Origin of the sequence: Chitinophaga arvensicola, assembly GCF_900110835.1 — a bacterium.
Classification (GTDB): domain Bacteria; phylum Bacteroidota; class Bacteroidia; order Chitinophagales; family Chitinophagaceae; genus Chitinophaga; species Chitinophaga arvensicola.
The window spans coordinates 1,725,779-1,748,642 of sequence record NZ_FOJG01000001.1; the positions used below are offsets into that span (position 1 = coordinate 1,725,779).

The 22,864-nt window shown below is 42.9% G+C and carries 21 protein-coding genes and 1 tRNA gene; 15 read left to right on the forward strand and 7 right to left on the reverse strand.

Going from position 1 to position 22,864, the window contains the following annotated elements; all coding sequences use genetic code 11:
• The first annotated feature begins 149 nt into the window (after positions 1-149).
• The 6 genes from BMW79_RS07370 (at position 150) to BMW79_RS07395 (ending at position 7,263) form a co-directional block, all read left to right on the forward strand.
• A complete protein-coding gene (locus BMW79_RS07370) occupies positions 150-3,281 on the forward strand; it encodes a SusC/RagA family TonB-linked outer membrane protein (protein ID WP_089892575.1) in 3,132 nt (1,043 codons plus the stop codon).
• Positions 3,282-3,299: 18 nt separating this feature from the next.
• Entirely contained in the window at positions 3,300-4,604 is a 1,305-nt protein-coding gene (locus tag BMW79_RS07375; protein ID WP_089892578.1) for a RagB/SusD family nutrient uptake outer membrane protein, read from the forward strand.
• Between the two features lie 103 nt (positions 4,605-4,707).
• On the forward strand, positions 4,708-5,445 hold the full coding sequence (locus BMW79_RS07380) for a protein phosphatase 2C domain-containing protein (RefSeq protein WP_143059103.1): 738 nt from the start codon (positions 4,708-4,710) through the stop codon (positions 5,443-5,445).
• A gap of 5 nt (positions 5,446-5,450) precedes the next feature.
• Positions 5,451-5,837: an energy transducer TonB gene (locus tag BMW79_RS07385; protein ID WP_089892584.1), complete on the forward strand. Its 387-nt coding sequence runs from the start codon at positions 5,451-5,453 to the stop codon at positions 5,835-5,837.
• A 40-nt stretch (positions 5,838-5,877) separates the two neighbouring features.
• Positions 5,878-6,615, forward strand: a complete 738-nt coding sequence (locus BMW79_RS07390; RefSeq protein ID WP_089892587.1) for a hypothetical protein — start codon at positions 5,878-5,880, stop codon at positions 6,613-6,615.
• 96 nt (positions 6,616-6,711) lie between these two features.
• Entirely contained in the window at positions 6,712-7,263 is a 552-nt protein-coding gene (locus tag BMW79_RS07395) for a ferritin (protein ID WP_089892589.1), read from the forward strand.
• Between the two features lie 85 nt (positions 7,264-7,348).
• On the opposite strand, the gene BMW79_RS07400 is transcribed toward BMW79_RS07395, so the two are convergent.
• The 3 genes from BMW79_RS07400 to BMW79_RS07410 form a co-directional block, all read right to left on the reverse strand.
• Positions 7,349-8,950 (reverse strand): glycoside hydrolase family 71/99-like protein, encoded by a 1,602-nt coding sequence (locus BMW79_RS07400; RefSeq protein WP_089892592.1) that lies wholly within the window; start codon positions 8,948-8,950, stop codon positions 7,349-7,351.
• 371 nt (positions 8,951-9,321) lie between these two features.
• Positions 9,322-9,834 carry a DinB family protein gene (locus BMW79_RS07405; protein WP_089896815.1) on the reverse strand — a complete coding sequence of 171 codons (513 nt, stop codon included), beginning with the start codon at positions 9,832-9,834 and terminating at the stop codon, positions 9,322-9,324.
• 84 nt (positions 9,835-9,918) lie between these two features.
• Positions 9,919-11,097 carry a thiolase family protein gene (locus BMW79_RS07410; protein ID WP_089892595.1) on the reverse strand — a complete coding sequence of 393 codons (1,179 nt, stop codon included), beginning with the start codon at positions 11,095-11,097 and terminating at the stop codon, positions 9,919-9,921.
• Positions 11,098-11,255: 158 nt separating this feature from the next.
• On the opposite strand from BMW79_RS07410, the gene BMW79_RS07415 reads away from it, so the two are divergent.
• The 7 genes from BMW79_RS07415 (at position 11,256) to BMW79_RS07450 (ending at position 18,173) form a co-directional block, all read left to right on the forward strand.
• A tRNA-Lys gene (locus BMW79_RS07415) sits at positions 11,256-11,329 on the forward strand.
• 199 nt (positions 11,330-11,528) lie between these two features.
• Positions 11,529-12,809: a site-specific integrase gene (locus BMW79_RS07425; protein WP_089892601.1), complete on the forward strand. Its 1,281-nt coding sequence runs from the start codon at positions 11,529-11,531 to the stop codon at positions 12,807-12,809.
• A gap of 71 nt (positions 12,810-12,880) precedes the next feature.
• The gene (locus tag BMW79_RS07430) at positions 12,881-13,747 is read left to right on the forward strand and encodes a hypothetical protein (RefSeq protein WP_089892604.1); all 867 of its coding nucleotides are present in this window, start codon (positions 12,881-12,883) and stop codon (positions 13,745-13,747) included.
• Between the two features lie 81 nt (positions 13,748-13,828).
• Complete coding sequence (locus tag BMW79_RS07435; RefSeq protein ID WP_089892607.1) at positions 13,829-14,143, forward strand: helix-turn-helix domain-containing protein; 315 nt, start codon at positions 13,829-13,831, stop codon at positions 14,141-14,143.
• Positions 14,130-15,752 (forward strand): DNA primase family protein, encoded by a 1,623-nt coding sequence (locus BMW79_RS07440; protein WP_089892611.1) that lies wholly within the window; start codon positions 14,130-14,132, stop codon positions 15,750-15,752. Before BMW79_RS07435 ends, BMW79_RS07440 begins: the two co-directional genes overlap by 14 nt.
• A gap of 106 nt (positions 15,753-15,858) precedes the next feature.
• Positions 15,859-17,175 carry a DUF6371 domain-containing protein gene (locus tag BMW79_RS07445; RefSeq protein ID WP_089892614.1) on the forward strand — a complete coding sequence of 439 codons (1,317 nt, stop codon included), beginning with the start codon at positions 15,859-15,861 and terminating at the stop codon, positions 17,173-17,175.
• Between the two features lie 407 nt (positions 17,176-17,582).
• Positions 17,583-18,173 (forward strand): hypothetical protein, encoded by a 591-nt coding sequence (locus BMW79_RS07450; protein WP_089892617.1) that lies wholly within the window; start codon positions 17,583-17,585, stop codon positions 18,171-18,173.
• Positions 18,174-18,218: 45 nt separating this feature from the next.
• Here the strand turns inward: BMW79_RS07450 and BMW79_RS07455 are convergent, their stop codons facing one another.
• Both BMW79_RS07455 and BMW79_RS07460 read right to left on the reverse strand, forming a co-directional pair.
• Positions 18,219-18,692 carry a hypothetical protein gene (locus tag BMW79_RS07455; protein ID WP_089892620.1) on the reverse strand — a complete coding sequence of 158 codons (474 nt, stop codon included), beginning with the start codon at positions 18,690-18,692 and terminating at the stop codon, positions 18,219-18,221.
• Between the two features lie 14 nt (positions 18,693-18,706).
• Positions 18,707-18,922: a helix-turn-helix domain-containing protein gene (locus BMW79_RS07460; RefSeq protein ID WP_089892623.1), complete on the reverse strand. Its 216-nt coding sequence runs from the start codon at positions 18,920-18,922 to the stop codon at positions 18,707-18,709.
• A gap of 414 nt (positions 18,923-19,336) precedes the next feature.
• On the opposite strand from BMW79_RS07460, the gene BMW79_RS07465 reads away from it, so the two are divergent.
• A complete protein-coding gene (locus BMW79_RS07465) occupies positions 19,337-19,753 on the forward strand; it encodes a hypothetical protein (RefSeq protein ID WP_177192071.1) in 417 nt (138 codons plus the stop codon).
• 217 nt (positions 19,754-19,970) lie between these two features.
• On the opposite strand, the gene BMW79_RS07470 is transcribed toward BMW79_RS07465, so the two are convergent.
• Positions 19,971-21,524 carry a recombinase family protein gene (locus tag BMW79_RS07470; RefSeq protein WP_089892629.1) on the reverse strand — a complete coding sequence of 518 codons (1,554 nt, stop codon included), beginning with the start codon at positions 21,522-21,524 and terminating at the stop codon, positions 19,971-19,973.
• A gap of 284 nt (positions 21,525-21,808) precedes the next feature.
• Here BMW79_RS07470 and BMW79_RS07475 point away from each other — a divergent pair, with 284 nt between their 5' ends.
• Positions 21,809-22,492: a hypothetical protein gene (locus tag BMW79_RS07475; RefSeq protein WP_089892632.1), complete on the forward strand. Its 684-nt coding sequence runs from the start codon at positions 21,809-21,811 to the stop codon at positions 22,490-22,492.
• 110 nt (positions 22,493-22,602) lie between these two features.
• On the opposite strand, the gene BMW79_RS07480 is transcribed toward BMW79_RS07475, so the two are convergent.
• On the reverse strand, positions 22,603-22,854 hold the full coding sequence (locus BMW79_RS07480; protein WP_089892635.1) for a hypothetical protein: 252 nt from the start codon (positions 22,852-22,854) through the stop codon (positions 22,603-22,605).
• Positions 22,855-22,864: the final 10 nt, after the last annotated feature.

Sequence of the window (22,864 nt, forward strand, 5' to 3'; positions counted from 1 at the left end):
TTGGCTACCTATCTTTTTTTAGCGAAATTAAAGCAATGAAAATCATATAACGGAGAACCAAAAATCATTTAAACGACCAAGATCATGAGCTGGCAATAATCACCATCTGGCAATAATCAACCCTGTCTTAAACCCGCTAAACTTGCTATATGAACATTTTTCTATTCTTGAAAATGGCTAAGGGCCGTTCCTTTTTGTTATTCCTGTGCATAAATTTCCTGGCGGTTGCGGCCTATGCACAGGTGAAAATATCCGGTCAGGTAACCGACAACCAGCAATCGCCTATTCCAGGTATTACGGTCGTCGTCAAGAACACGAAGCTGGGCGCCAAAACCGATCCGGACGGGCGTTACACGATCACCGGTACTTTGTCGCCCGGCAACTATACGCTGGCTTATTCAGGAATTGGTTTTGCGGTCAGTGAAAGGGTGCTGGTCATCAGCACCGGCTCCAACGCCTATACGCAGAATATCCAGCTGAACGCGGAGGTTTCCAAACTGGATGAGATTGTAGTGACCGGTACTTCCGAAGGTACTACCCGGCGACAACTCGGTAACTACATCAGTACAGTAAAAGCGGATGAACTCAGCAAAAGCGGCTCGGGCAATGTGCTGGCGGCATTGCAGGGAAAAACAGCCGGCGCACAGATTTCCCAGAACTCGGGTGATCCTGCGGGTGGCATCTCCGTAAAACTCAGGGGGATCAGTACTATCTCCGGTTCTACAGAACCATTGTATATTGTAGATGGCGTTATCATCGATAACTCCACTACGCGTGTTACCAACGCAGATCCCAGCTATGGCACCGGATCTACGGGCGATAACTTTGTGGGTAGCGTTGGACAAAGCCGTATTTCTGATATTAACCCGGCAGATATTGAACGCATAGAAGTACTGAATGGTGCAGCTGCTGCGGCGATCTATGGCTCCCGCGCCAATGCCGGCGTGGTACAGATCTTTACCAAAAGAGGCAGCACCGGCGCACCGGTGGTGAGTTTCTCCACTAATTTTTCGGTGAACCAGCTCCGTAAAAAACTGGATGTGAATCAGGCGCCGCTTAAGTTTGGTGGCTCCCCTGACGACTCTACCCAGAATATCCTTACCCCTGCGATTGTAAGTACCACGCCAGTCAAGCGATACGATTACCAGGATTATATTTTCCGCACGGGTGTTGGAACAGATAACAATATATCCGTAGCCGGTGGAAAAGACAAAACAAAATATTATGCTTCCGGCAGCTATTTTTATAACCAGGGGATCATCAATCATACGGATTACAGCCGGTTTAGTTTCCGCCTCAACCTCGACCAGGAGCTGACCAGCTGGGCCAGTTTTAATGCCAGCCTGAACTACGTATACAGTAAATCAGATGAAAAACCGGATGGTAACACTTTCTATTCCCCCATGAATGCGGTGACGATTATTGGTAACTACTACGATATCCAGCAACGCAATGCCTTAGGTCAACTCATGAAAGTAGGGGAACGTGGACGTGTAAACCCCGTTTCCGTAATGGAAGATTTCAAACAACAACAACATGTTGGAAGGGTGATTGCCGGCGCCGGTATTAAATTGCGGCCCATCAAAAACCTCACGGTTGACTATCGCCTTGGTATCGATAATTACAACCAGGAAGGCACTACTTTTATGCCCGCTTTTGCTTACTTCGTAAGTCCGGGTTTCTACGGCGGCGGCCCCACACTGGACCCTACACAGAATGGCTATGCCAGTGCGGGTAACAACAATTCCTTCATGATCAACCACGATCTGAATGCTACTTATAACTGGGATATCAATGATAAACTCAGTTCCGTTACACAGGTAGGCTATTCAGTACAATACCAGCGAATGCACTATACCCTGGAACAGGGACGCGGTCTGCCTCCGTTTGTACAAACCGCAGACAAAGCCACTACCATCATTCCTGGCGCAGATCAGCGTACAGAGTTATCTATCTCCGGAGAATATATCCAGCAGAATTTCAAATACCGCAACCAACTGTTTATTACTGGTGCATTGCGCATGGATGGATCTTCCGTGTTTGGTGTTGATGAACGCAATCAGTTGTATGCAAAGTTGAGCGGTAGTTATGTGATCTCCGGTACTGATTTCTGGGAAAAATCATCCGTATCCAAATGGTGGAACCTGTTGAAGATCCGCGCTGCATACGGTGAATCCGGTAACCTCACTGGTATCCCGGCGTATGGTAGATACAACACTTATACAGCCACTGCTTTTATTGGTGCTTCTGCTTTTCAATCGCCTGGCACTTACACCAATCCGAATGTAAAGCCGGAAAAACAGAAAGAACTGGAAATAGGTACCGATCTGTCGTTTCTTGATAATCGTATAGGGGTTTCCGTTAACTACTACCGTAAGCGTGTGGAGGATCTGCTGATCAGTCGCGCAATAGCACCTACCAAAGGCTATTCTTTCTACCAGGATAATATCGGTACCCTGCAGAACACCGGTGTGGAAGTGGTATTGAACGTTGTGCCCGTGAAAACGACCAACTTCAACTGGAGCCTCACCGCAATCTATAACCGTAACCGCAACAAAGCAGTAGACATCGGACAGGCTCTGATCCTGTATAATACGGTAGGTGGCGCACCGGTGGGTATTGCCAATGGAGAGCCGATCGGGTTTTTCTATGGAACATTCTTCGCCAGGGATAATAACGGCAACATGCTGAAAACGCCTGCCGGTATCCCGGTTACAGAAGCTGGTACCCAAACCGGGCCACTAACGTATACGGTTGCACGTGATCCTGCTACCGGGTTACCTCCGGCCAACGCTACTGCATTGAATACAAAGATCGGAGATCCCAATCCGGATTACACAGGAACACTCACCAACGATTTTCAGTACAAAAAGCTTGGTCTGCATATACAGCTGGATGCAGTACAGGGTGTAGATATCTTCAATGCTGATTTCAGAACCCGGCAGGGAGTTGACAACGGAAAAGTAGCAGAGATGGAAGACCGGGGCCAGCTACCACGTGGCTTTATAGCCGGCAACTATAACATCCAGGAATGGCGTATTGATGACGGCTCATTTGTAAAATTGCGCGAAGTAGCATTCAGTTATACTTTCGGTAAACTGAAGGGATTTAGTGATCTCACTGTTGGTATAGGTGGCCGAAATCTTATTTCGTGGGATAACTATAAAGGATATGATCCGGAGTTAAATGCAGCAGGACAAAGCACTGTTCTTCGCGGAATTGATTTTGGTTCCGTGCCTATTCCGCGTAGTTATAACATCTCTGTCCGTGCAAAATTTTAACCACTAAACAAAGCTATTATGAAACGATATATGCAATATAGTATCCTCGCTATCGCCTTTCTTTGCACGTTTGCCGCATGTAAGAAGGATTACCAGGATCCATCGGGTCCTTCGTCTGAACAGGCTTACAGTTCACCTACCACACTGGCCAACGTAGCCGTTGGGTTGCAGGCCTGGTATAGCCGTGACCGTGTTGGATTGTTATATACCACCGTCACTTCCGGGAGCTTACTCACGGGGGAAACATTTGTAACTAACCCGGGTAATACCGATGAGGCACAGATTGGCGCCGGCGGCAATAAAATTCTCAATACCAATGCAGTAGTAACTGGGATGTGGAATGTATCGAATAAGATCCGCTATGAAGCCGACAGCGTGTTGCGCCGCACCGGCACTATTGTTCCGGATAAAGGCTTTGCCAGTGGTCTCATCGCCTATGCCACTATCTTTAAAGCCCTCGCGATCGGCATCCAGGCGAACTTCTGGGAGCAGATACCGGAAAATACCAGTACCCCGGCGTTGGCTAACGGCGGCGTAACATTTATTCCCGGCAAACAAGGATATGCACTGGCGGTGACAGCACTCGATAATGCTATTAATACAGTAACGGCTACACCGGTCAGCACCAGTTTCCTGAGTAATATACCTGCCAGTATAGATATCCTCAATACACTGTACGCCTTAAAAGCCAGGTATGCCTTGTACGCGGGCGATTACACGGCAGCCATGGCGGCAGCTGATAAGGTAAATCTCAGTGTACAATCTAATTTGTCTTTTAACGCCCAGATCACCAATCCGATCTTTTTCCTGGTGACCGCTACCAATAACATCTATAACGTGGTCGACTCTACGATGGGATTGCCCGTTCCTATTCAGCCGGATCTGGCAGATCAGCGGATTCCGTTCTACATCGCCCGTCCGGTTAAACCAAGGTTTAACATCAGCGGCTTCTTCAAAAGCAATTTAACGGCAGTTCCGATCTATTTGCCGGGAGAAATACTGCTGATAAAGGCAGAGTGCTATGCCCGTCAGCATGATGTAACCAATGGGTTAATTTACCTGAATAAAGTAGTTACCAAAACACCTTCCGGAGATGCCTATGGCCTCGGTGCCTCTCTGTCACCCGTATCAGCAGGAAGTGAACCCGAATTACTGGGACTCATCTATAAGCACCGCCGCATTGAGCTGTTTATGGGCGCCCAGGAACTGGAGGATAGCCGCCGTTTCGGAAGACCGGTAGCTGAACGGAAAAGGAATTATTTCCCGTATCCGTTTGTAGAGCGGAATGATAATCCGAATACGCCGCAGGATCCGGCGTTTTAGAGGAAATTTACACAAGAGAAGTAGCTATATAATGGCTACTTCTCTTGTATAATTATAGGCTTGATGCTATGCAGAAATTGTTGTTACTTTGAATCCCCTGCATATGAATATATACACAACGCTAGGAATAGGTGCCTACCATCTCAATTATTGCGAAGATTATCTCTTCTTCGATCACATCGATAACAACAGGATTATTTGTGCCGTAATGGACGGATGTACCATGGGAAAGGATAGCTATTTTATCGCTACACTGGTAGGAAAGCTATTGAGAAAAATCTGTAAAGCCTTCAGCTATAAAGCATTTTATTCAAAAGAGTTGCTTTCCATATCATTGGATGAATATTTGAAATTGATACTAAAAGAGTTGTTTTCAGAGTTGAAAATGCTGAAGAATCAGCTTCAGCTGGAAAAAGAAGAGTTGTTGACAACCCTGACCATTCTATTGGCTGATATCAGCGCAGATAAGGGCCTGTTATTGGTGATAGGCGATGGGGTAGTCAGCATCAACGGCGCAATCGTTTCTTTTGACCAGGACAATAAGCCGGATTATCTCGGGTATCATCTGTCTGCAGATTTTGATGCCTGGTATGAAGATCAGGGACAGAAAATATTTATCTCTCATCTCGAAGATATCAGCATTGCCACGGATGGTATCGAAACATTTACCCGGGTAGCGGCGCCGGAAAATTCCGATGCTGTAGATCCCATCAGTTTTCTTTTAAATGATATGACAGGCGCCGGAAATGAGGAGATGTTGAACATGAAATTGAAGCTGCTGGAGCATAAGTATGGACTGAACCATACAGATGATCTGGCGATTGTAAGAATAATGAAATAGAAACTATGCCGTTAAAACTGATACTATTCACCATTTGCTTACTGGCGGCCATTTCTGCAAATGCCCAGCGTGCTAAAGTATACTCATTTGTAACGCAACCTCCATCCTTCCCCGGAGGGGAAGTTGCATTGGCAGCTTATCTTACAAAAAATATAAAATATAAAGTTTCGGAAAGTGAAATAGTAGGCACTGCCACTGTGCAGTTTATTATTGATACACTCGGTTGTGTGTATAATATCAAACCAAGAGATACCACGAAAACAGATTGGTTACATCAGGAGTTAATAAGAGTAGTGAGCATGATGCCTGCCTGGAATCCCGGGATGCACAACGGGAGAAAAGTAGCGGTACAGTACTATTTGCCTCTTTACATTTGTCTTCCTATGGAATAATAAAATACTACGAATACAGGTCTTTTTAAAATCCAACAATATGTTTATCCCTATCCGCCTGGCAATTGTTCTGGTGATATTGCAAACTGCGATTGCCTGTAACACTGCTGCTGTTCATTCCACTGTTTTTACCGGTGAAACTGGTTTGATCAGGCAGAAAGACGGCCTGAAACTATTGCTGGCAAATGGTCTTACAGATACGACAGGAGGCCGCATGGATTTGACGAATGAGCAGGATACCATTGGCCGGTACTTTAAGATGGACGATTCTCCTGATTACATCTGCTGTATCATGGATCGCTTCCGGAAAGATGCTTTCGAAGCAAACTGGTTATTGGAAATTTCACCGGCAGGGCGTATTGTAAAGAAAGCCCGCTTCCTGCATTTTAATTACCCATGTTGCTGGAAGAACGCCTATGAAGGATTCAAAAGATTTGGTAATTATTACGGCTTCATTCAATGTAATACCGGATCAGGATATTGTGCGAGTTACGTGTATCTTTTTAAGGAAATTACATCGCAGGAAGAACAGGCCAGGATCTTATTGGCGTATAATTTTGAAGGCTTTGAAAGTACCGAGCACCTGACTTCATCTATCGATATAAAAAACGATACTGTTACCGTTTCCTATCAATTACGGAATGAAATCCCTGAGGCGCTTACAGATGAAATAGTGGAAGAAAAAACAAGATTTGAAGTGCAATACCGGCTGGCCGGAAAAAAATGGTACGCCATAGACAGCTCCCAGATGAACTGGAATCCCATTGCCGACTTATAGACGTGTTAAGCAGACACAGCATCTCTTTATGGTGTAGTTTTTGGTTGCTCAGTTATTTGTTAACGGACAGCACATTATCACTTAAAAACTACTCTTATGAACAAGAACAGGCTTTCCTCCACGCTACAAAACGGACTCAACAAACAGATGACCCAGGAAGCACTGGCTGCACAGATTTACTTGTCTTTTGGCGCATGGGCATCTGGTGAAGGATATGGTGGAATTGCTAATTTCCTTTTCAGGCATGCCAATGAGGAGCGTAATCACATGACTAAATTCCTGGAGTATATCCTGGAAAGAGGTGGTAAAGCAGACATAGAAGCAATCCCAAAACCACCGGCAGATCCTACCAGTGTGCAGAATTGCTTTGAGCAGGTTTTTCAACAGGAAATAAACAATACAACCGGCATCTATAAACTGGTAAAGATGAGTTTTGATGAGGAAGACTGGGCTACCTGGAACTTCCTGCAGTGGTTCGTCAGAGAACAGACAGAAGAAGAAACACTGGCGCTGAATTTATTGGATAAAATTAAAGTGGCTGGTGGAGAAAAGGCGACGGGAGAAGCGTTGTATGCACTGGATCGCGACCTGGAAAAAGAGCCGGATGAAGCTACGTTGGCCGAAACCAAAACAGCGGAGAATCCGTGAGCTAAGTCGCACTTTGTTTAGAAATTTCCCCATTTGTGGATCATATAAGCAGGGGCCGATATTTTTTCAGCCCCTGCTTTATTTATTACTGCACTTTGCAGGAAGACATTTTATCATTCGCATTTGGACTCAGCACTGTGAAATCTGGTGTATCACTGGTACGGGTCCAGGAAGTGCCGGCGAAATTATCATCGGCATACATGATCAACGTACGTCCGGCAGGGACTTTCACGGAAGAGGCCCAATCGTTGGGAACGCCGAGTGCGGCCAGTTGTGCTATAGTGTAAGTACCCACCGGTAATACCTGACTGGCAGTACCAGCGTAGTTGATACTCTGATAAAAGGTGACGCCGCTGCTGCTGATCGTATGCGGTGTTGGATGTGTCCAGGCCAATGGAGTTTGTCCTTTAATCATTTTAGCACCGTCCTGGGTGAGGCGCAGATAGAAATCAGCTGAAACATGAACGCCATCTGCATCCAATGTCAGAAAATACTGATTGGTAGGCGCCATGGAAGCATCTTCTGCGGCTTTGGCAATAGCAGTGGCTTCATCGTATTCATCAAACATGCCTACATATACACTGGGTATTCCCTGGTTCCTGATATTGGCAAACTGTTGCCAGAGGAAATCTCCGTGTAATCTTGGGATCTGGTTGGGAGCGCCTCCTTTCCAGTTCGACCAGGAAAAGCCAGGGAAGGCTTCGGCCTGATAGTCGATACCATTGTTGTTACAGTAGGCAAAATCGGCAGCGATCGTAGATACGTAATTGTTAGCCCCAGCTATATCTCCGAAGGTACCGGTAGCCCAGGGCATGATCATGTTACTGGCATTGAAGGCAGGAAGATTAGCGGTTTGGGTACGCCAGTTCCGTGGACCACCCACAATAACATAGCAACCCTGCGCTTTAAACCAATTGATTACATCCGTCCAGGAGGTTACATCACCCGGGCGATTGCTGACACCAACTCCCCAGATACATACCACCGGTTTGTTGTTCTGAATGGCATAAGCGGAAGAAGAAGTGAGGTGCAGCGTGTTAACGATCACATTTGTCCAGTCGGTTTTTATTTCAGTCTGGAAATTTGTCCATCCTGAAATATCATACATCACATAAAACTTACGGCCATAGGTTTGTGCGGCCGCCATTACCTTATTGGCAATACCATCTTTCTGCGGACTGCTTTTTCCAAACCGCTGCATGGCAGCACAATCAATTCCATACTGCTGCATCCAGGAAAAATGGGTATTTACCGTTTGATCTGTCCAGGAAGAAAATAGTTTAGCGGATTGACCATTGCCCAGATTTGCATAGCCGGTTTGGAAAGTAGTGGTATACTCCCGTGTATCGGGCCACAGTTCAAATGTTTGGTTACCCGGAGAAGGTGGCAGGCCACCGGGTGTGCTACCCCAGTGTATCCAGTTGTTGGAAGGAGAACCATCATTCTTACAGGAAAACCATCCCTGGTAGCCTACTACGAGTTTTCCTACCACGTCACCTGGCGGTGAGACGGCCAACGCAGTAACACCTTCTTTAAGGCCGGTATTTAAACCGGTATCAGATTTTTTCAATAGCTCCTTATTGGAGCAACTGGCCATACCAGCCAATATCAGACAATGGTACCCTGCCTTTTTTACGCCGCCGGACAAACGGAAGGAAAGGGTTTTAAAGAAATTCATGTGTTGCATGAGGGCGATTTTGATGATGGTTATAAGTGGAATTTTTTCACGTGAAGTTTTGATAGAACAGGCCTGTTTTTCGGGAGCGAAAATTAAGTGTAGATAAGCGGGAGGCCTAAAAATATAAAGGAAAAATTTTCTTGTGAGAAGGTATTTGCGCGATGGGAAACGAAATAATGAAGAAATATAAATTTCTGATATATAAACGTTTTTCAGCCGGAAAAAGGCATTATCAGGTTTGTTAATAACACTGTTAGTTTGTTTATTAATCTGCAGGCATCGCCGGTGATCCGCAATACAGCTTTACAATAGGGAAGTAATGTGAAATCCGCACCACTATCTTCTGTAGTGTGAAGTCGTACCTGATTGTATAAAAGTGGTCAATATTGTTTCATCGTTTCCCGTATACCCGCCAGATGATGATCATCATGCTCCGCTACGAAATACGCCAGGTCTATGATCCGCATCGGCGTTTTCAGTCTCGGATGTAAGGAAGATGACAATAACTGCGAAGGGGTCACTTGAGATAACCGGTCTACAAACACTTTCCGTTGTTCGCTGAACTTTTGCAATAATACATCGATGTTGTTATCATTATGATTGGCGCGATGAGTAGCCTGATTTGTTAAATCAGCTATTCTTAATTCCGCTGATCCATTAATGAGATCTTCCAGTCTGCCCAGCCACAATGGTTCCATATCAGAAAGGTGGCCTGCTTCTTCCTGTATACTCCATTTTTCCGTTGGTTTCGAAGTTAACAGGGATGTAGGTACGTTGTGCAGCATGGATTTTATTCTTACCGGTGTGCCGTTTAAACGTTCAATGATGGCGGGTAGTATACCATTGTCTTCAATGATGGGAAATGTTCTGTTAAACCATTCCGTTCTTTTCATCATCAGTTTTTTATTCAATATTAATGAAAAACAAAAGGAGCCAATGGCTCCCTTTTTTGTATAAAGCTGAGTTGACCGGTATTATCAGTTAATATTCTCAATGATACCTGCAATGCCTTGTCCGCCGCCAACACAGGCGGTAACAATGCCATACTTTTTATTTAATCTCTTCAGATCGCCCAATAACTGAACGGTCAGTTTAGCGCCGGTGCATCCTAATGGATGTCCCAATGCAATAGCACCGCCATTGATATTCACAATATCGGGGTTAATACCCAGTTCACGGATCACGGCAATAGATTGTGATGCAAAGGCTTCATTCAGTTCTACGAGATCGATATCCTGCAATGATTTGCCAGCGCGCTGCAATACTTTGGGGATAGCCGCTACCGGGCCTATTCCCATAATGCGGGGATGTACACCGGCAGATACACAACCTACAAGTCGGCCGATAGGTTTCAGTCCGAGTTCATTGACCATGCGCTCGCTCATTACTACCACAAATGCGGCGCCATCGGAGGTTTGAGACGAGTTGCCTGCTGTAACAGAGCCACCGGCAGCAAAAACTGGTTTCAGTTTTCCAAGTGCTTCCAATGAAGTATCTGCACGAGGTCCCTCATCTGTATCCACCACATAAGAGCGTTTTTGCTTTTTTCCTCTTTCATCTACATACACTTCTTCCACAGAAACGGGCAGAATACCAGGTTTAAAATAACCATTCTGAATAGCATTCAATGCTTTCTGATGTGATTTATAAGAGAACTCATCCTGGTCCTGGCGGCTTACTTTGAATTCATTAGCCACTGCTTCAGCGGTGAGTCCCATACCGATATAATAATCAGGGTTGGTGCTGGCTACAGTATAGTTGGGTACTGTTTTCCAACCGGCCACCGGCACCAGGCTCATACTTTCTGTGCCTCCGGCGATGATACAATCCGCCATACCAGTCTGAATTTTGGCAGTGGCAATGGCGATTGTTTCCAATCCGGATGCGCAATAACGGTTTACCGTCATGCCTGGTACATCAATGCCCAGGGCTCTTACAGAAATCATGCGGCCGATCTGTAAACCTTGTTCTGCTTCCGGTACCGCATTTCCTACAATCAGGTCATCTACCCGCTTAGGATCCAGTTGGGGCAAGGATTTCAGTAATCCGGTGATGACGTCTACGGCCAGGTCATCTGGTCTGTAAAAGCGAAATCCCCCTCTTTTGGATTTTCCCACTGCGGTGCGGTATCCGGCTACGATATAAGCTTCTTGCATGAAAAAAAATTTTATAATGAGCTAACGGTTAGATTATCAACATAATGGATATTTATCCACATTTGGTCCTTCTTCTCAAATTTAATTAAATAAAGTACACGAATATTCAGAAGAACCGTTAAATTTGCGCTCACGTTTTTTAACAAAGAATGCGAAATGACTCCCTAGCTCAGTTGGTTAGAGCTACTGACTCTTAATCAGTAGGTCCTGGGTTCGAGCCCCAGGGGGGTCACTTTAAACTTAATTCACCCAATCTTAGTTTTACTAGGGTTGGGTGTTTTCTTTTACTGGTGGCCCGTTTCAGCAGAAAGAGAAAGAAAGGGAGAAAAAGAAAGATTAACTTTTCGTATACCCCAACGTGTACCCCAAGAAAGTTGGGGTATAGACCCGACTCAAAATTTGTTAACCTTATAACCCGGTACTCATTACTCATGGACATTCAATTCTATTTAAAAAGGCCGGATGCCAAAGCGCATACCAGCATCTTTGCCCGCATTACCTATGAGGCAGGCACCTGTAAATTTTATACGACAGAAAGCATCAACCCGGTATATTGGAACCCGGACACACATCAGGCAGCCCAAACAAGGAAATTTCCAGAATACCCGGAATTTAACGCCCGGCTGGAAAATATCAGGCAGATTATCAAAACAACATATAGAAAATATCTGAACGATAATGAGAGCCAAATACCTACCCCTGGTATCTTGAAAGATCTTTTGGATATAATTTTCGGAAAAAAGGCGGATGCTACAATTAGAGAATTTTTTGAATATTATAAGGATTTTAATAAAAGATCAAAGCAAGGAGAGCGATTAAGCCCTAAAACCAAGAAAGCTACAAAAGTCAGTACCAATAAAGGTTTTATAACTACCTTAAACCACCTGGAAGCTTTTCAAAAAACATACAAGCGTAGGATAAACTTTGATTCGATTGATATACAATTCCATAGTGACTACATTAACTATCTCACCAATACGGCTAAGCTAGGACTTAATGCTATAGGAGATCATATAAAGCGCATTAAAACGGTACTGGGCGAGGCCAAAATACGCGGTGTAAAGGTAAACCCTGCTTATGAAAGCCCTTACTTTTTTAAACCTCAGGAACAATCAGATAGTATCTATCTGAATAGTAGCGAATTGCAGAAAATGGAAGCCCTGGATCTAAGCGAAAACCCTAAACTTGATCGGGTACGCGATCTGTTCTTAATTGGCTGTTATACAGGTTTGCGTTACTCAGATTACTCAATATTAAATGCGGCCAATATACAGGACGGCTTTTTTGAAGTAGAACAATCAAAGACGGAAAAAACAATTACAATACCTATACACCTTGTAGTAAAAAGGATATTTGATAAGTATAACAGCCAGTTACCTCAATTTATCAGTAATCAGAAATCAAATGAATATCTAAAGGAAATAGGAGAGAAACTGCCGGAATTAAAGGTACCGGTTACCATTACTTATACCAAAGGGGGAGAAAAAATAACAGAGACGCACGCTAAATGGGTGCTGCTAACAACTCATACGGCGCGTAGAAGCTTTGCAACTAATGAATACCTTGCCGGTACGCCGAGTATTACTATTATGGCGGTTACAGGGCATACAACAGAAAGTTCTTTCTTGAAGTATATTAAATTAACTCCGAACGAACACGCTAAAATATTAAAGGGGTTGTGGGAGAAAAGGAATATGCTAAAAGCTGTGTGAGTACGCAAATTCACCACGTAGCGCTCTTTTAACTTAAGTGAACTACTTATATAGCTATTAACTAAGTTAAGATGGAGCAGATTTTAGTTGACAAATTCTTAAAAGAGGGCCTTATTATCACTAGTGAGCAATTTGGGTCAAATCCCTATCACTGCTTTAGTAATGAGTTCGGAGAGTACTTTATTATACACTGTAATGATAACTGCTTTTATATCTCCGAAACCTACAACAATGAAATCTGTAAAGTGTTGGAGTTTTACATAAAAAGTCGGGTCGGATTCAGTGTATATAGCTATGAGATTGAATTAAATAACAAATTATCTCTGGAGCCGACTCTTACCGATGATCGATTGTCACTTTTGTATGGGGAATTACAATATTTAAAAGAAAATATCCTCATAGAAGAGAACCTAAAGTATTACTATGATCTAACGGAGTTAGCAAAAATACATATACATGGTTTCGTGGCTAAGTATATTGAAGATTGGTTAATACATTGGGAGGAAAAGAAGCACATTGAATTTGAAAACATTACATCAATTGACACGCAAAGATTCCATAAAGAAGTGGATACGCTATGTTTTATTGAAAGAAGCAAAATCGTAAGTTATAGGATTGATTCCATCATTAGTAAGAAACCGACTCAGCCCGTAAAGCAAGAAGATAATAGTCAGATTGCAAAACTTACCTGGAAAGGTACGCCAGCCCATTTAGCATTGATCATTGATTTGTTGATAGAAAAAGGGTATCTGCACAAGCCAACGCCTTTCGCCGAAAGAACGGCTGAAATACTATTGAATATTTTTGACTTCTCCGAACATAGGCCAACAAAAGAAAGCCTGGGAAAGCTTCTCCATAAAGATAGATTTCCGATAAATGACAAAACCGTTATAGATCGCTTTGAGAGAATCCCACACAGAAGTGAGTTAAAGAGATAAAGTACCGACAATAACAGAGAGTTTGCCGACAGTAAAAAGAGGCAAGAGAACCCAACTTTGTGTCAAATAAAAACTGATACAATGGATAATGTGTTATTGACGGTACTACCAATAGAACAACTCAGAACGTTTATTTCCGAAGCTGTAGGATGTGAATTTTCCAAACGTTTTGCCGATGTACAACCAGAAAACCAGTCACCAGAACTATTAACAAGAAAAGAAGCTGCCAAATTATTAAGTATTTCCCTCCCGACCCTACTCGATTTCACTAAATCGGGTAAGATTACCGGTTATCGTCTCGGTACAAGGGTAAGATACAAGCGCTCTGAGTTGGAACAATCTTTAACGCAAATACAATCAGTTAAAAGTAAAGGAGGGAATCATGGAACAAGATAACCTTGCTTTGAATACCGGCTGTTTGTCAAATATTGATTTCTCTGAACAGGATCAGCTATTTGTTAGTAATAAGCTAACACCTGTCGGAATACTTGACCATAGTAAAGAATTACTAAAATCGGGAGAAGCCCTTCCCCATGCCCAAGTATTGAATAACTTACTACAGAAGATTGAGCCGGTAGATTTTCAGCTACAAGCATTCCCCGGAGTTGCCAATCTGCGTATTGATTTGATGACGATAGAACAGCAGCTGGTCAATAAAGACGGTACTTTCAAAGATGATCCAGCAATTAGGGAAAAAATAAAACTGATACAAACCCAAATTGATAAAAGCAGACCCAAGCAACCCCAATACCTGATTATCTGCATTGAGGAAATATTGCGGCTTGCGAAAGCGAACAATTGGGGTATTTGCCGGAATCATGATTTTATCTACCTGTATAACGGGGCCTACTGGAGCGCGTTGGATATGGAAGAACTAAAAAGCTTTTTAGGCACTGGGGCTGAAGTTATGGGCCTTGATAAATACAAAGGCCGGTTTTACATTTTCCGTGACCATCTTTATAAACAGTTTCTGGCACTGGCCAACCTTCCTAAACCGGCCCCACCGGCAAATACTGTATTGGTGAACCTGCTCAATGGAACATTTGAGATTGTACCAGATGGCACCAGGCTAAGGCACTTTAAACGGGAAGATTTTATTACCTACCAGTTACCATTTGCTTACGATAGCACAGCTGACGCGCCGTTATTCATCAGATACCTAAACACTGTGCTACCGGATATACAGCGCCAAAATGTATTAGCTGAGTTTATGGGCTACGTGTTTATCCACCCCGATACCCTAAAACTAGAAAAAGCGTTGTTGCTATATGGTACTGGGGCTAATGGTAAATCAGTATTCTTTGAAGTCATTAACGCGCTTTTAGGCAGCGAAAACGTGTGTAGTTATTCATTGCAAAGCCTTACTGATAATACCGGCTACTATAGGGCCAAACTTGCAAATAAGCTGGTCAATTACGCCAGTGAGATAAACGGTAACCTGGAGGCATCTATCTTTAAGCAGCTGGCCAGCGGAGAACCGGTAGAGGCCCGTCAGCCATACGGACAGGCTTTTAACCTGGTACATTACGCAAAGCTGATATTTAACTGCAACGAGTTACCGCGCGATGTAGAGCATACCAACGCCTATTTCCGGCGCTTTCTTATCATTCCCTTTGATGTTACCATACCAGAAGCGGAACAGGATAAAGAGTTGTCAAAAAAGATCATTGCTAACGAACTATCGGGCGTTTTTAACTGGATACTGGAAGGATTACACCGGCTGCTGGTACAAAAAAGATTTTCTGATTGTGACGCAGCCCGCCAACAGGTAGAACAATATAAAAAGCAATCTGACAGCGTCCTTATATTTCTGGAGGATGAGGAATACCAAATATCCATCATTGGTAGCAAACCGCTGAAAGACCTCTTTAGTGAATACCGGATGTATTGTTCCGACAGCGGTTACCGGCCCTGTTCTACGAAGACATTCAGTGAAAGGCTGAAACAATATGGTTTTACATTAGAACGCAAAGCACGGGGAATGATCATCTACATTGAAAAATAACTATTGTTTGAAGCTACATATCCTACACATCCTACATGAGGTAATTTTTTCGGGAAGTGATTCTACGTAGGATGTGTAGGGCATTTAGGCCCAAAGAAAAAGTTTTATGAGTGAGTATAGATACATATTAGAGAAAGGGAATAAGAAACAGGTTTGCCCTCAGTGTGGAAAGAAACGATTTGTCCGCTTCATTGATACCTGCACCGGGGAATATTTACCAGGAGATTACGGGCGTTGCGACAGGGAGGTAAACTGCGGCTATTTTCATAAACCGGATACTGCAGCAATACACTCACCATCGGATATAAAACGGATATACACGGCTACAAAGCCGGCTTTTAGACGCCTTCCGGTAAAACAGGCCGCTTATATCCCGTTTAATATTCTAAAGCAAAGCAGGAAAGGGTATGAAGACAATACCTTTGTACAGTATCTTCTGCGTCTTTTCGGATCGGCGATAACAGAAAACCTTATTAAATCCTATCAGATAGGCAGCTCTAACAGCCGATGGCCGGGAGCCTGCATCTTTTGGTTTATTGATGTTTCAGCTAATGTCAGGGCTGGACAGGTTAAATTATTTGATGATAACGGGCATACGGCTAGATATTCAACTAGCGAAGGCGAGAAACGATCCTGTACCACCTGGTTACATAGCATCTTGAAATATAACCATGAATTGAGGGGGGAACTATTCCCGGAATGGCTGACTACTTACCTGAACCAGGGCGGCAACTACGCCGATTGCCTTTACGGTGAACATCTGTTGCAGAAAGATAGCATTAAGCCGGTGGCTATTGTGGAGGCTCCAGCAACGGCAATAGTAGCCAGCGTTTATTTACCGGCTTTTACGTGGCTGGCAGCCGGTAGCCTGTCATATTTAACAGCGGACAGATGTAAGGTTTTATCAGGGAGACAAGTGTATCTTTTCCCCGATCTTTCAAAGAATAGCACAGCCTATAGCCTATGGAGCAGGAAGGCAAAAGAACTGGCTGGTATCACCACGTTTACTGTATCCAATCTTTTAGAAAAGAATGCAACAGCAATAGATAGATTGAACGGGCTGGATTTACGGGATTATTTAACCCGGTTTGATCACAAGCTATTCGGCATAAATCAGAAAGAGACAAACACGCTCCCCCCGTCAGATAACGGGCCTGTCTATATGCTTTCTGTGAATGGTGAGCAGCTGGCCATTGTTCGGTTCATTTCTCAGTCATTGTTAGGCCCCCGGTTTAATGATTACATCATCGGAACGTTTATGCTAAGTAATGCTAAGGTTTGCGATCTGCTATTTGATGAATCAGGGAGTACAATACCGATGAATGATGATTTTTTAGAGACCATACGCGGGCGTATAGGAAAAGACTTTATACCGGCTAAATTGGATGGCAATAACTGCCTGGTGCATGTTAATAAATGTTAAGGTTGGGGAAGAGTTTTCTGACATATAAAAAGAGAGACGGACTTTCGGATTCTAAACATAACGTTTGTCACTGGGAGATCCTGTGAGGCCAAACATACCGGGGACCTTTGGGTCCTCCCGGCCTTAACACAATGTGGCTACCCGGAGCCGCGAAAACTCAACAGTTACATACATGTTTTAAGTACGCACCGGGTACGCACTTTTGGTACGCACTATACAAAAGACGTGTCATTATATGACACTAAATAGGATGATTATTTAGCGCTATGTCAAGTAAGAATCAATACCAGCATGATAATAAATAAATCTTATGTCCCATTCTGAACCGGAATAGTGACATAAAATGCGGAAAATGAAGATTAAATACACACATTCCCTAATAATTTCGGTTTGTATAATAAAAAGATATGGCAAGACCAGGCAATTACCCCACCACATACGAGGAAAGAAAACCTATATCCATTACCGATTTACGTAAAGGAAGCTACCTATTGCCGGACACCTGGCGAAGTGGTACTATCTCATGGAGCCGCAACGGTATAGTTAATAGCTCCGTCAGCATAGTGGTAGATATGACGGTTGCTTCTCCATATCTGGAATTAAACTATAAATGGCAGGAGCAAACCCGGAAATACAGAGTTCCATTAATACAAGTCCTTAGTAATCTGGGAACGGGTAATATATGGTACTTCCTTTGCCAACTGACTAATAAGCGGTGCCGGAAACTATATCTCATTGACGGCTACTTCCAGCATAGGGAAGCAATAAAGGGGTATTATGAAAAGCAAATACAGTCGAAGCACTACCGGTATTTGGAAAAGGTTTACGGGCCAGTATTCAAGGTGGATGAATTATATAGACAACTGAGTTCCCTGCATTTCAGGAAGTTCTATAATGGCAAACCAACAAAGCGGTATTTGAAGATTATAGAACAGATAAAAGCGGCAAAGTCTTTGAATGAACGCGATCTTGTTAGTATGCTCGTTAAGGGAAAATAACATTTGAAACGAGGCGCAATAATTAACAGGTATATTATTAAAACATCAGTATGGGGAATAATAAAAAGACTGGGTTGTTATTATAGTTGTCTTCTCCCCAACCTTAAACTTAAAACTTATGTTTTCATCACTTACATCCGGATTGGCCGATTCTCCGTTAGCGAAATATGTGGCAGTAAGTCGAAGAACCATAGCTGAACCAGGATTAACAGAAACCACATCCAACGGCTTTCGAGAATCATCTCCAGTATACCTTACAGTAAACACAGCAGTGTTATTTGAACAAGTTTCTGTACAAAGCAGAAGAAATGTTTTTAGAATTGTTGAATTATTATAAAGATAAATTGTGAAATCACAGTGTAAATCATCATAAGCAGACATTGGGTAGCTGAATCCCATTTTACTAATTTCTACATATAGTGGCTTGCGTCTATTATAAATTTCCTTCAAATTCGGCAGAGCAAAACCGGCAATAACTCCGATTAGGGTACCGATAATGCCAAAATACGCTTGATTCATCAGGGTTATTTTACTTAACAATCAAAAAAAACGCAGGGCTTTACTTTTAATGCCTCCGCTAAATTCTCCAAAGTAATAGCGGTAGGACTTATTTGTCCAATCTCAATTCTATGTATCTGGCTATAATCAGTATCCGCAAGGGCGGCAAGTTCACGAAGGCTAAGATCCCTCTCGTCCCTTAATTTACGCAGCTTTTCACCTAAACTCTTTTTTCTTACTTCTGTATCCATTCATGAAAATTCCGGTATTGCAGAAATTTTTTGTCGGCATATTTGCCGACATTGATAATTATTTATTATCTTGGATTAATATTGCAGCATTAAAATATTAGAAGCTGCTTCTTGATTCTCTTCCGGTGGACCTCGGAAATTCAAATGGAATGGGGATGATAGGAGAAAGGCTCACGTTTAAAAGCGTGGGCTCTTCTTTGTCGTTTCCAGCCCTCCGAGGGGCCACCGGCGGCATCGCAAGAGTTCCGCGCTTTTTTTATTACCCAAAAGCCCAGATACTCCACTTTAAATATATCTCAAACATTTATGCCTTTTTTCGGGGGGTGTTACTCTCATGTCTATATGAAAGCGATCCCCTATCGGCTAATGGTTTTAAAAAGATCAATCAAAATAAAACACTATAAAACCTTTATTATGGCAGAAGAAAACAATAAAACTAAAAATCCCAGCGATGAAAAAGCTACTTCATCAAAATTAATAAAGCTATCAGATGCCCAACTTGAATATAGGGAAATGCTGAAGAAAGAGGCAAAGGCCCGACACGGCTCCGGTATAAGAATAATAAATAATCAAGATAATATGCTTTGGGTAGCCCATAACCATCTAACGAATTTACCCATACGTCTTAGAGATGCTATAATTAATGATTGTGGTCTATCCTTGCCAACATATTACAGATATATGCGTCCTTCAACTAAGCTAGAAAAGGGCGTCGAAACACGAGTTCCGCATACGCTCACGATAGCCGAAAAGTATATGATCAAAAAGAATTTTGACGTCCTTTTTAAAGAAATGGTCAAGTTTCATAGTGACTTTATGAAATTAACGTAGAGGCATGTACCTAATCAAGGGTTCCAAGGACAAAAATAGAATCCCCCCGGCTATTTCTGGCTGGGGTTTTCTTTATCCGACTGTTGCAAATACCCAAAAATGTAGGATGTGTAGGATATGTAGCTTGAAACAATAAGTTTTTTAAATTGTATTCTAATCACTAAAACAATTCTGGCGTACCCCTAGGTGTACCCCAATATTCATAACTAAATAATAATTAACATATTATGATACAAAAAACTAGCCCCAGGGGGGTCACTTGAAAGGACATTTCGGTAGAATTACTGGAATGTCCTTTTTTTATTTCTTCAAAAGCCTCGTCCAGACTACATATCAGCCGAACAGCTTCGTTGATTCTAGGAGTTCGATAATTCAAACCGTCAAAAGTCAATTTTTCGGGATAGATCGAACTCACGATCAAACGCTTTTCTGCTATAGTTCCATTTTCATAAAGGCAATCGAGCTTGGAAACGTTATCCACGGGCTTGTTAATCAAGTCATCAATCTTATTGGAGGGGGTTGCATAGTTCGATACTTGTGCCTCTAAGGAATTAATTTCAGGTTGATATTCTGCTTTTATTTCGCGGTACTCGGAAGGTGTAATTTCTTCATTCAACATCAGCCGTCTTGCTTTTGCCAGTTGTTTGTTCAATTCTTCCGGTCGCTCTAACAATAACCTGCGGCCATTCATGTGGTCTTTATTCTGGCTGTTATACTCGCTAATCATGGCTAATTTATAAATCTCTATCATACCCGGATGCGGCACCAGCTTTCTCAACTCAACTGTGAATAGTTTGTTGACCGCATCTGTTCTAAACCGGCTGCCACAAGATGAAGAACAATGGTAGTAATGATAATACCTGTATTTTCCCTTAGATGCGCTGCCAGTTAACACCCTTCCGCAAGGAGGACAGACAAGGAAACCACAAAGCGGCAGATTTTCATCTACTTCAATTTGCAATCGTTGTTTTTTCTTTCTGCCGTCTAATACATCCTGTACTTCATAAAAGAGCGCTTCCGATATCATCGGCTCGTGCTGCCCTTTCACAAAATGAGCTTCTTCCTCTTTGTACTTAGGAATAAAAATCTTTCCACAATAGACCGGGTTACGCACCAGTACCCAAAAGCCGTTCTTACAAATACGCAGCCCTTTTGCTTTCGCTTGTTTCCAAACCTGTTCCGTAGTAAATATGCCTTTAGCGATTGTTTCAAATACCCATTGGATAATTTCAGTGTGCGGATGTTTAGGGGTAATATATTTCTTTCCGACCTCTGTCACCTTGTTGGCATAACCGAAGGGCGCTGATCCCATCCAGCGTCCTTCCTTCTTTGCGCGGCGCATAACTGAAAAGGTATTCAAAGCCCTCCGATCATTCTCTACCTCTGGCGCTGCGAGATAAAACGCCAGCATCATTTTGTTTTCCGGAACAGATAAATCTAAAGGCTGCTCAATGGCCTGCGGTTCAACTCCGACTTTCCTTAACTGGCTAATCATCTGGTAGGCATCGCCGGCGTTCCGGCTAAATCTATCCCACTTTGTAAACAGGACTAAATCCGTTTTCCCACTATGTTTACGCAAATCAGCCAGTAGCTTCTGCCATTCAGGACGATTAAATGTTTTGGCAGAATGGTCCTCGTAGATAATCCTGCGTACCTGCATAGCATTCAATTCGCAGTACTTGCGAAGCATCTCTTCCTGACTACGTTGGCTATACCCCTTCTCCGCCTGTTCGTCTGTACTCACCCGAATGTATAAGTCTGCTGTTTTCATCCCGTAAACATTGAGCTACAGCGATTTCCGCCATAGTGTAAACAAATTCTAAAATCAATACGGCCTGTTCCCTGCTTACCTGTAAACCATGCCTTTGCAGTATCTCTACTGCCGTGTCCGGCTTCATTCTTTCCATAACCCACCTTCATTTTCACGTTACCAATCAGCACAATTCCCTTACGGGCATGGCTAGGAATACTAATTTAATAAAAGTTTTGATAAAAAACAAATTTTGGTAAAACTTTTTTCTTAAATTCGTGTAACAATGTAAAATGAGGTAAGTATTGGCAAAGACATATAAAGTCACTTATAAACCGTACTTCAACGAACGGATTAAGCCGGTCCGGTTTCATGGCAAGGATGTTCATCCCTTGTACATGCAGGTTACCTTTGACCGGAAATCTATATTCTTTAAAAGCTACTACTTTGATCTATTCTCCCGTCCCAAATACGCTGAACTGGAAACAAGTATAGAACAGATTAAGGAACAGGAAAGCCGCCTGATTGAGTATATTGTTGATAAAAATACTGATGCCTTCTCTCTTGAAGAGTTTGCCAAAGAATACAAGTATTTGGCTACAGATCTATTGGAGCCAATGGATGAGCGTTTTAAAGACTACCTTGTAGACTTCTTTATGGACGAAGGTATTCCAAGATATGCCGGGATAGTACGAGCCATATATGATAGCTTAACAGCAATGCAGATCGTTGATACTTTCAAAACAAGTTTCAAACCCGAACTGTATGATAAAATGATCGAACATGCTATCTACTACGCTCCTCCATATATTCCCTTAGTGGACTTTATCCGACAACAGCGTCCCAATGGTTTAATCAGCTTTCCTGTTTTTGAATGGAAGCAGCCAGGAACTGCAGCAACGCTGGAGAAATTCCTAGCCACTTCCTTTCCTGAATATAAAATCAGCGAGGTAAAAAAGAGTATCGAACGATATATAGAACGTATATAGTCCTTCCCACGGAGAGTCCCTCCGCAAGTATCCTATTTTCAATATGTCAAAGAACTCTCGCTACTCCCCTTTATGGGAATAGTATTATTAACAAAATCTTGCTTTGGAAATCACCAATTGGCGCGACGGTACTTATCCTGGCTCTCTGCAATGCCCGTAATCACATCGGCGAATATTTCCGCTATCTTTTCCTTTTCAGCATTGCTCAGGCCTGTAATTAGCCGCTGTTTGCGGTAAAAAGTAGGTGTACTCCACCCGCATTCCTCCTCTACCTTCTCACGAAAGTTGCAGGACAATGCAAGCAGTTTGGAATAAATTTCACCTAGTATATTATCCGGTTGTGGTCCTATCATCCGTTTCATAAAGAGAAAG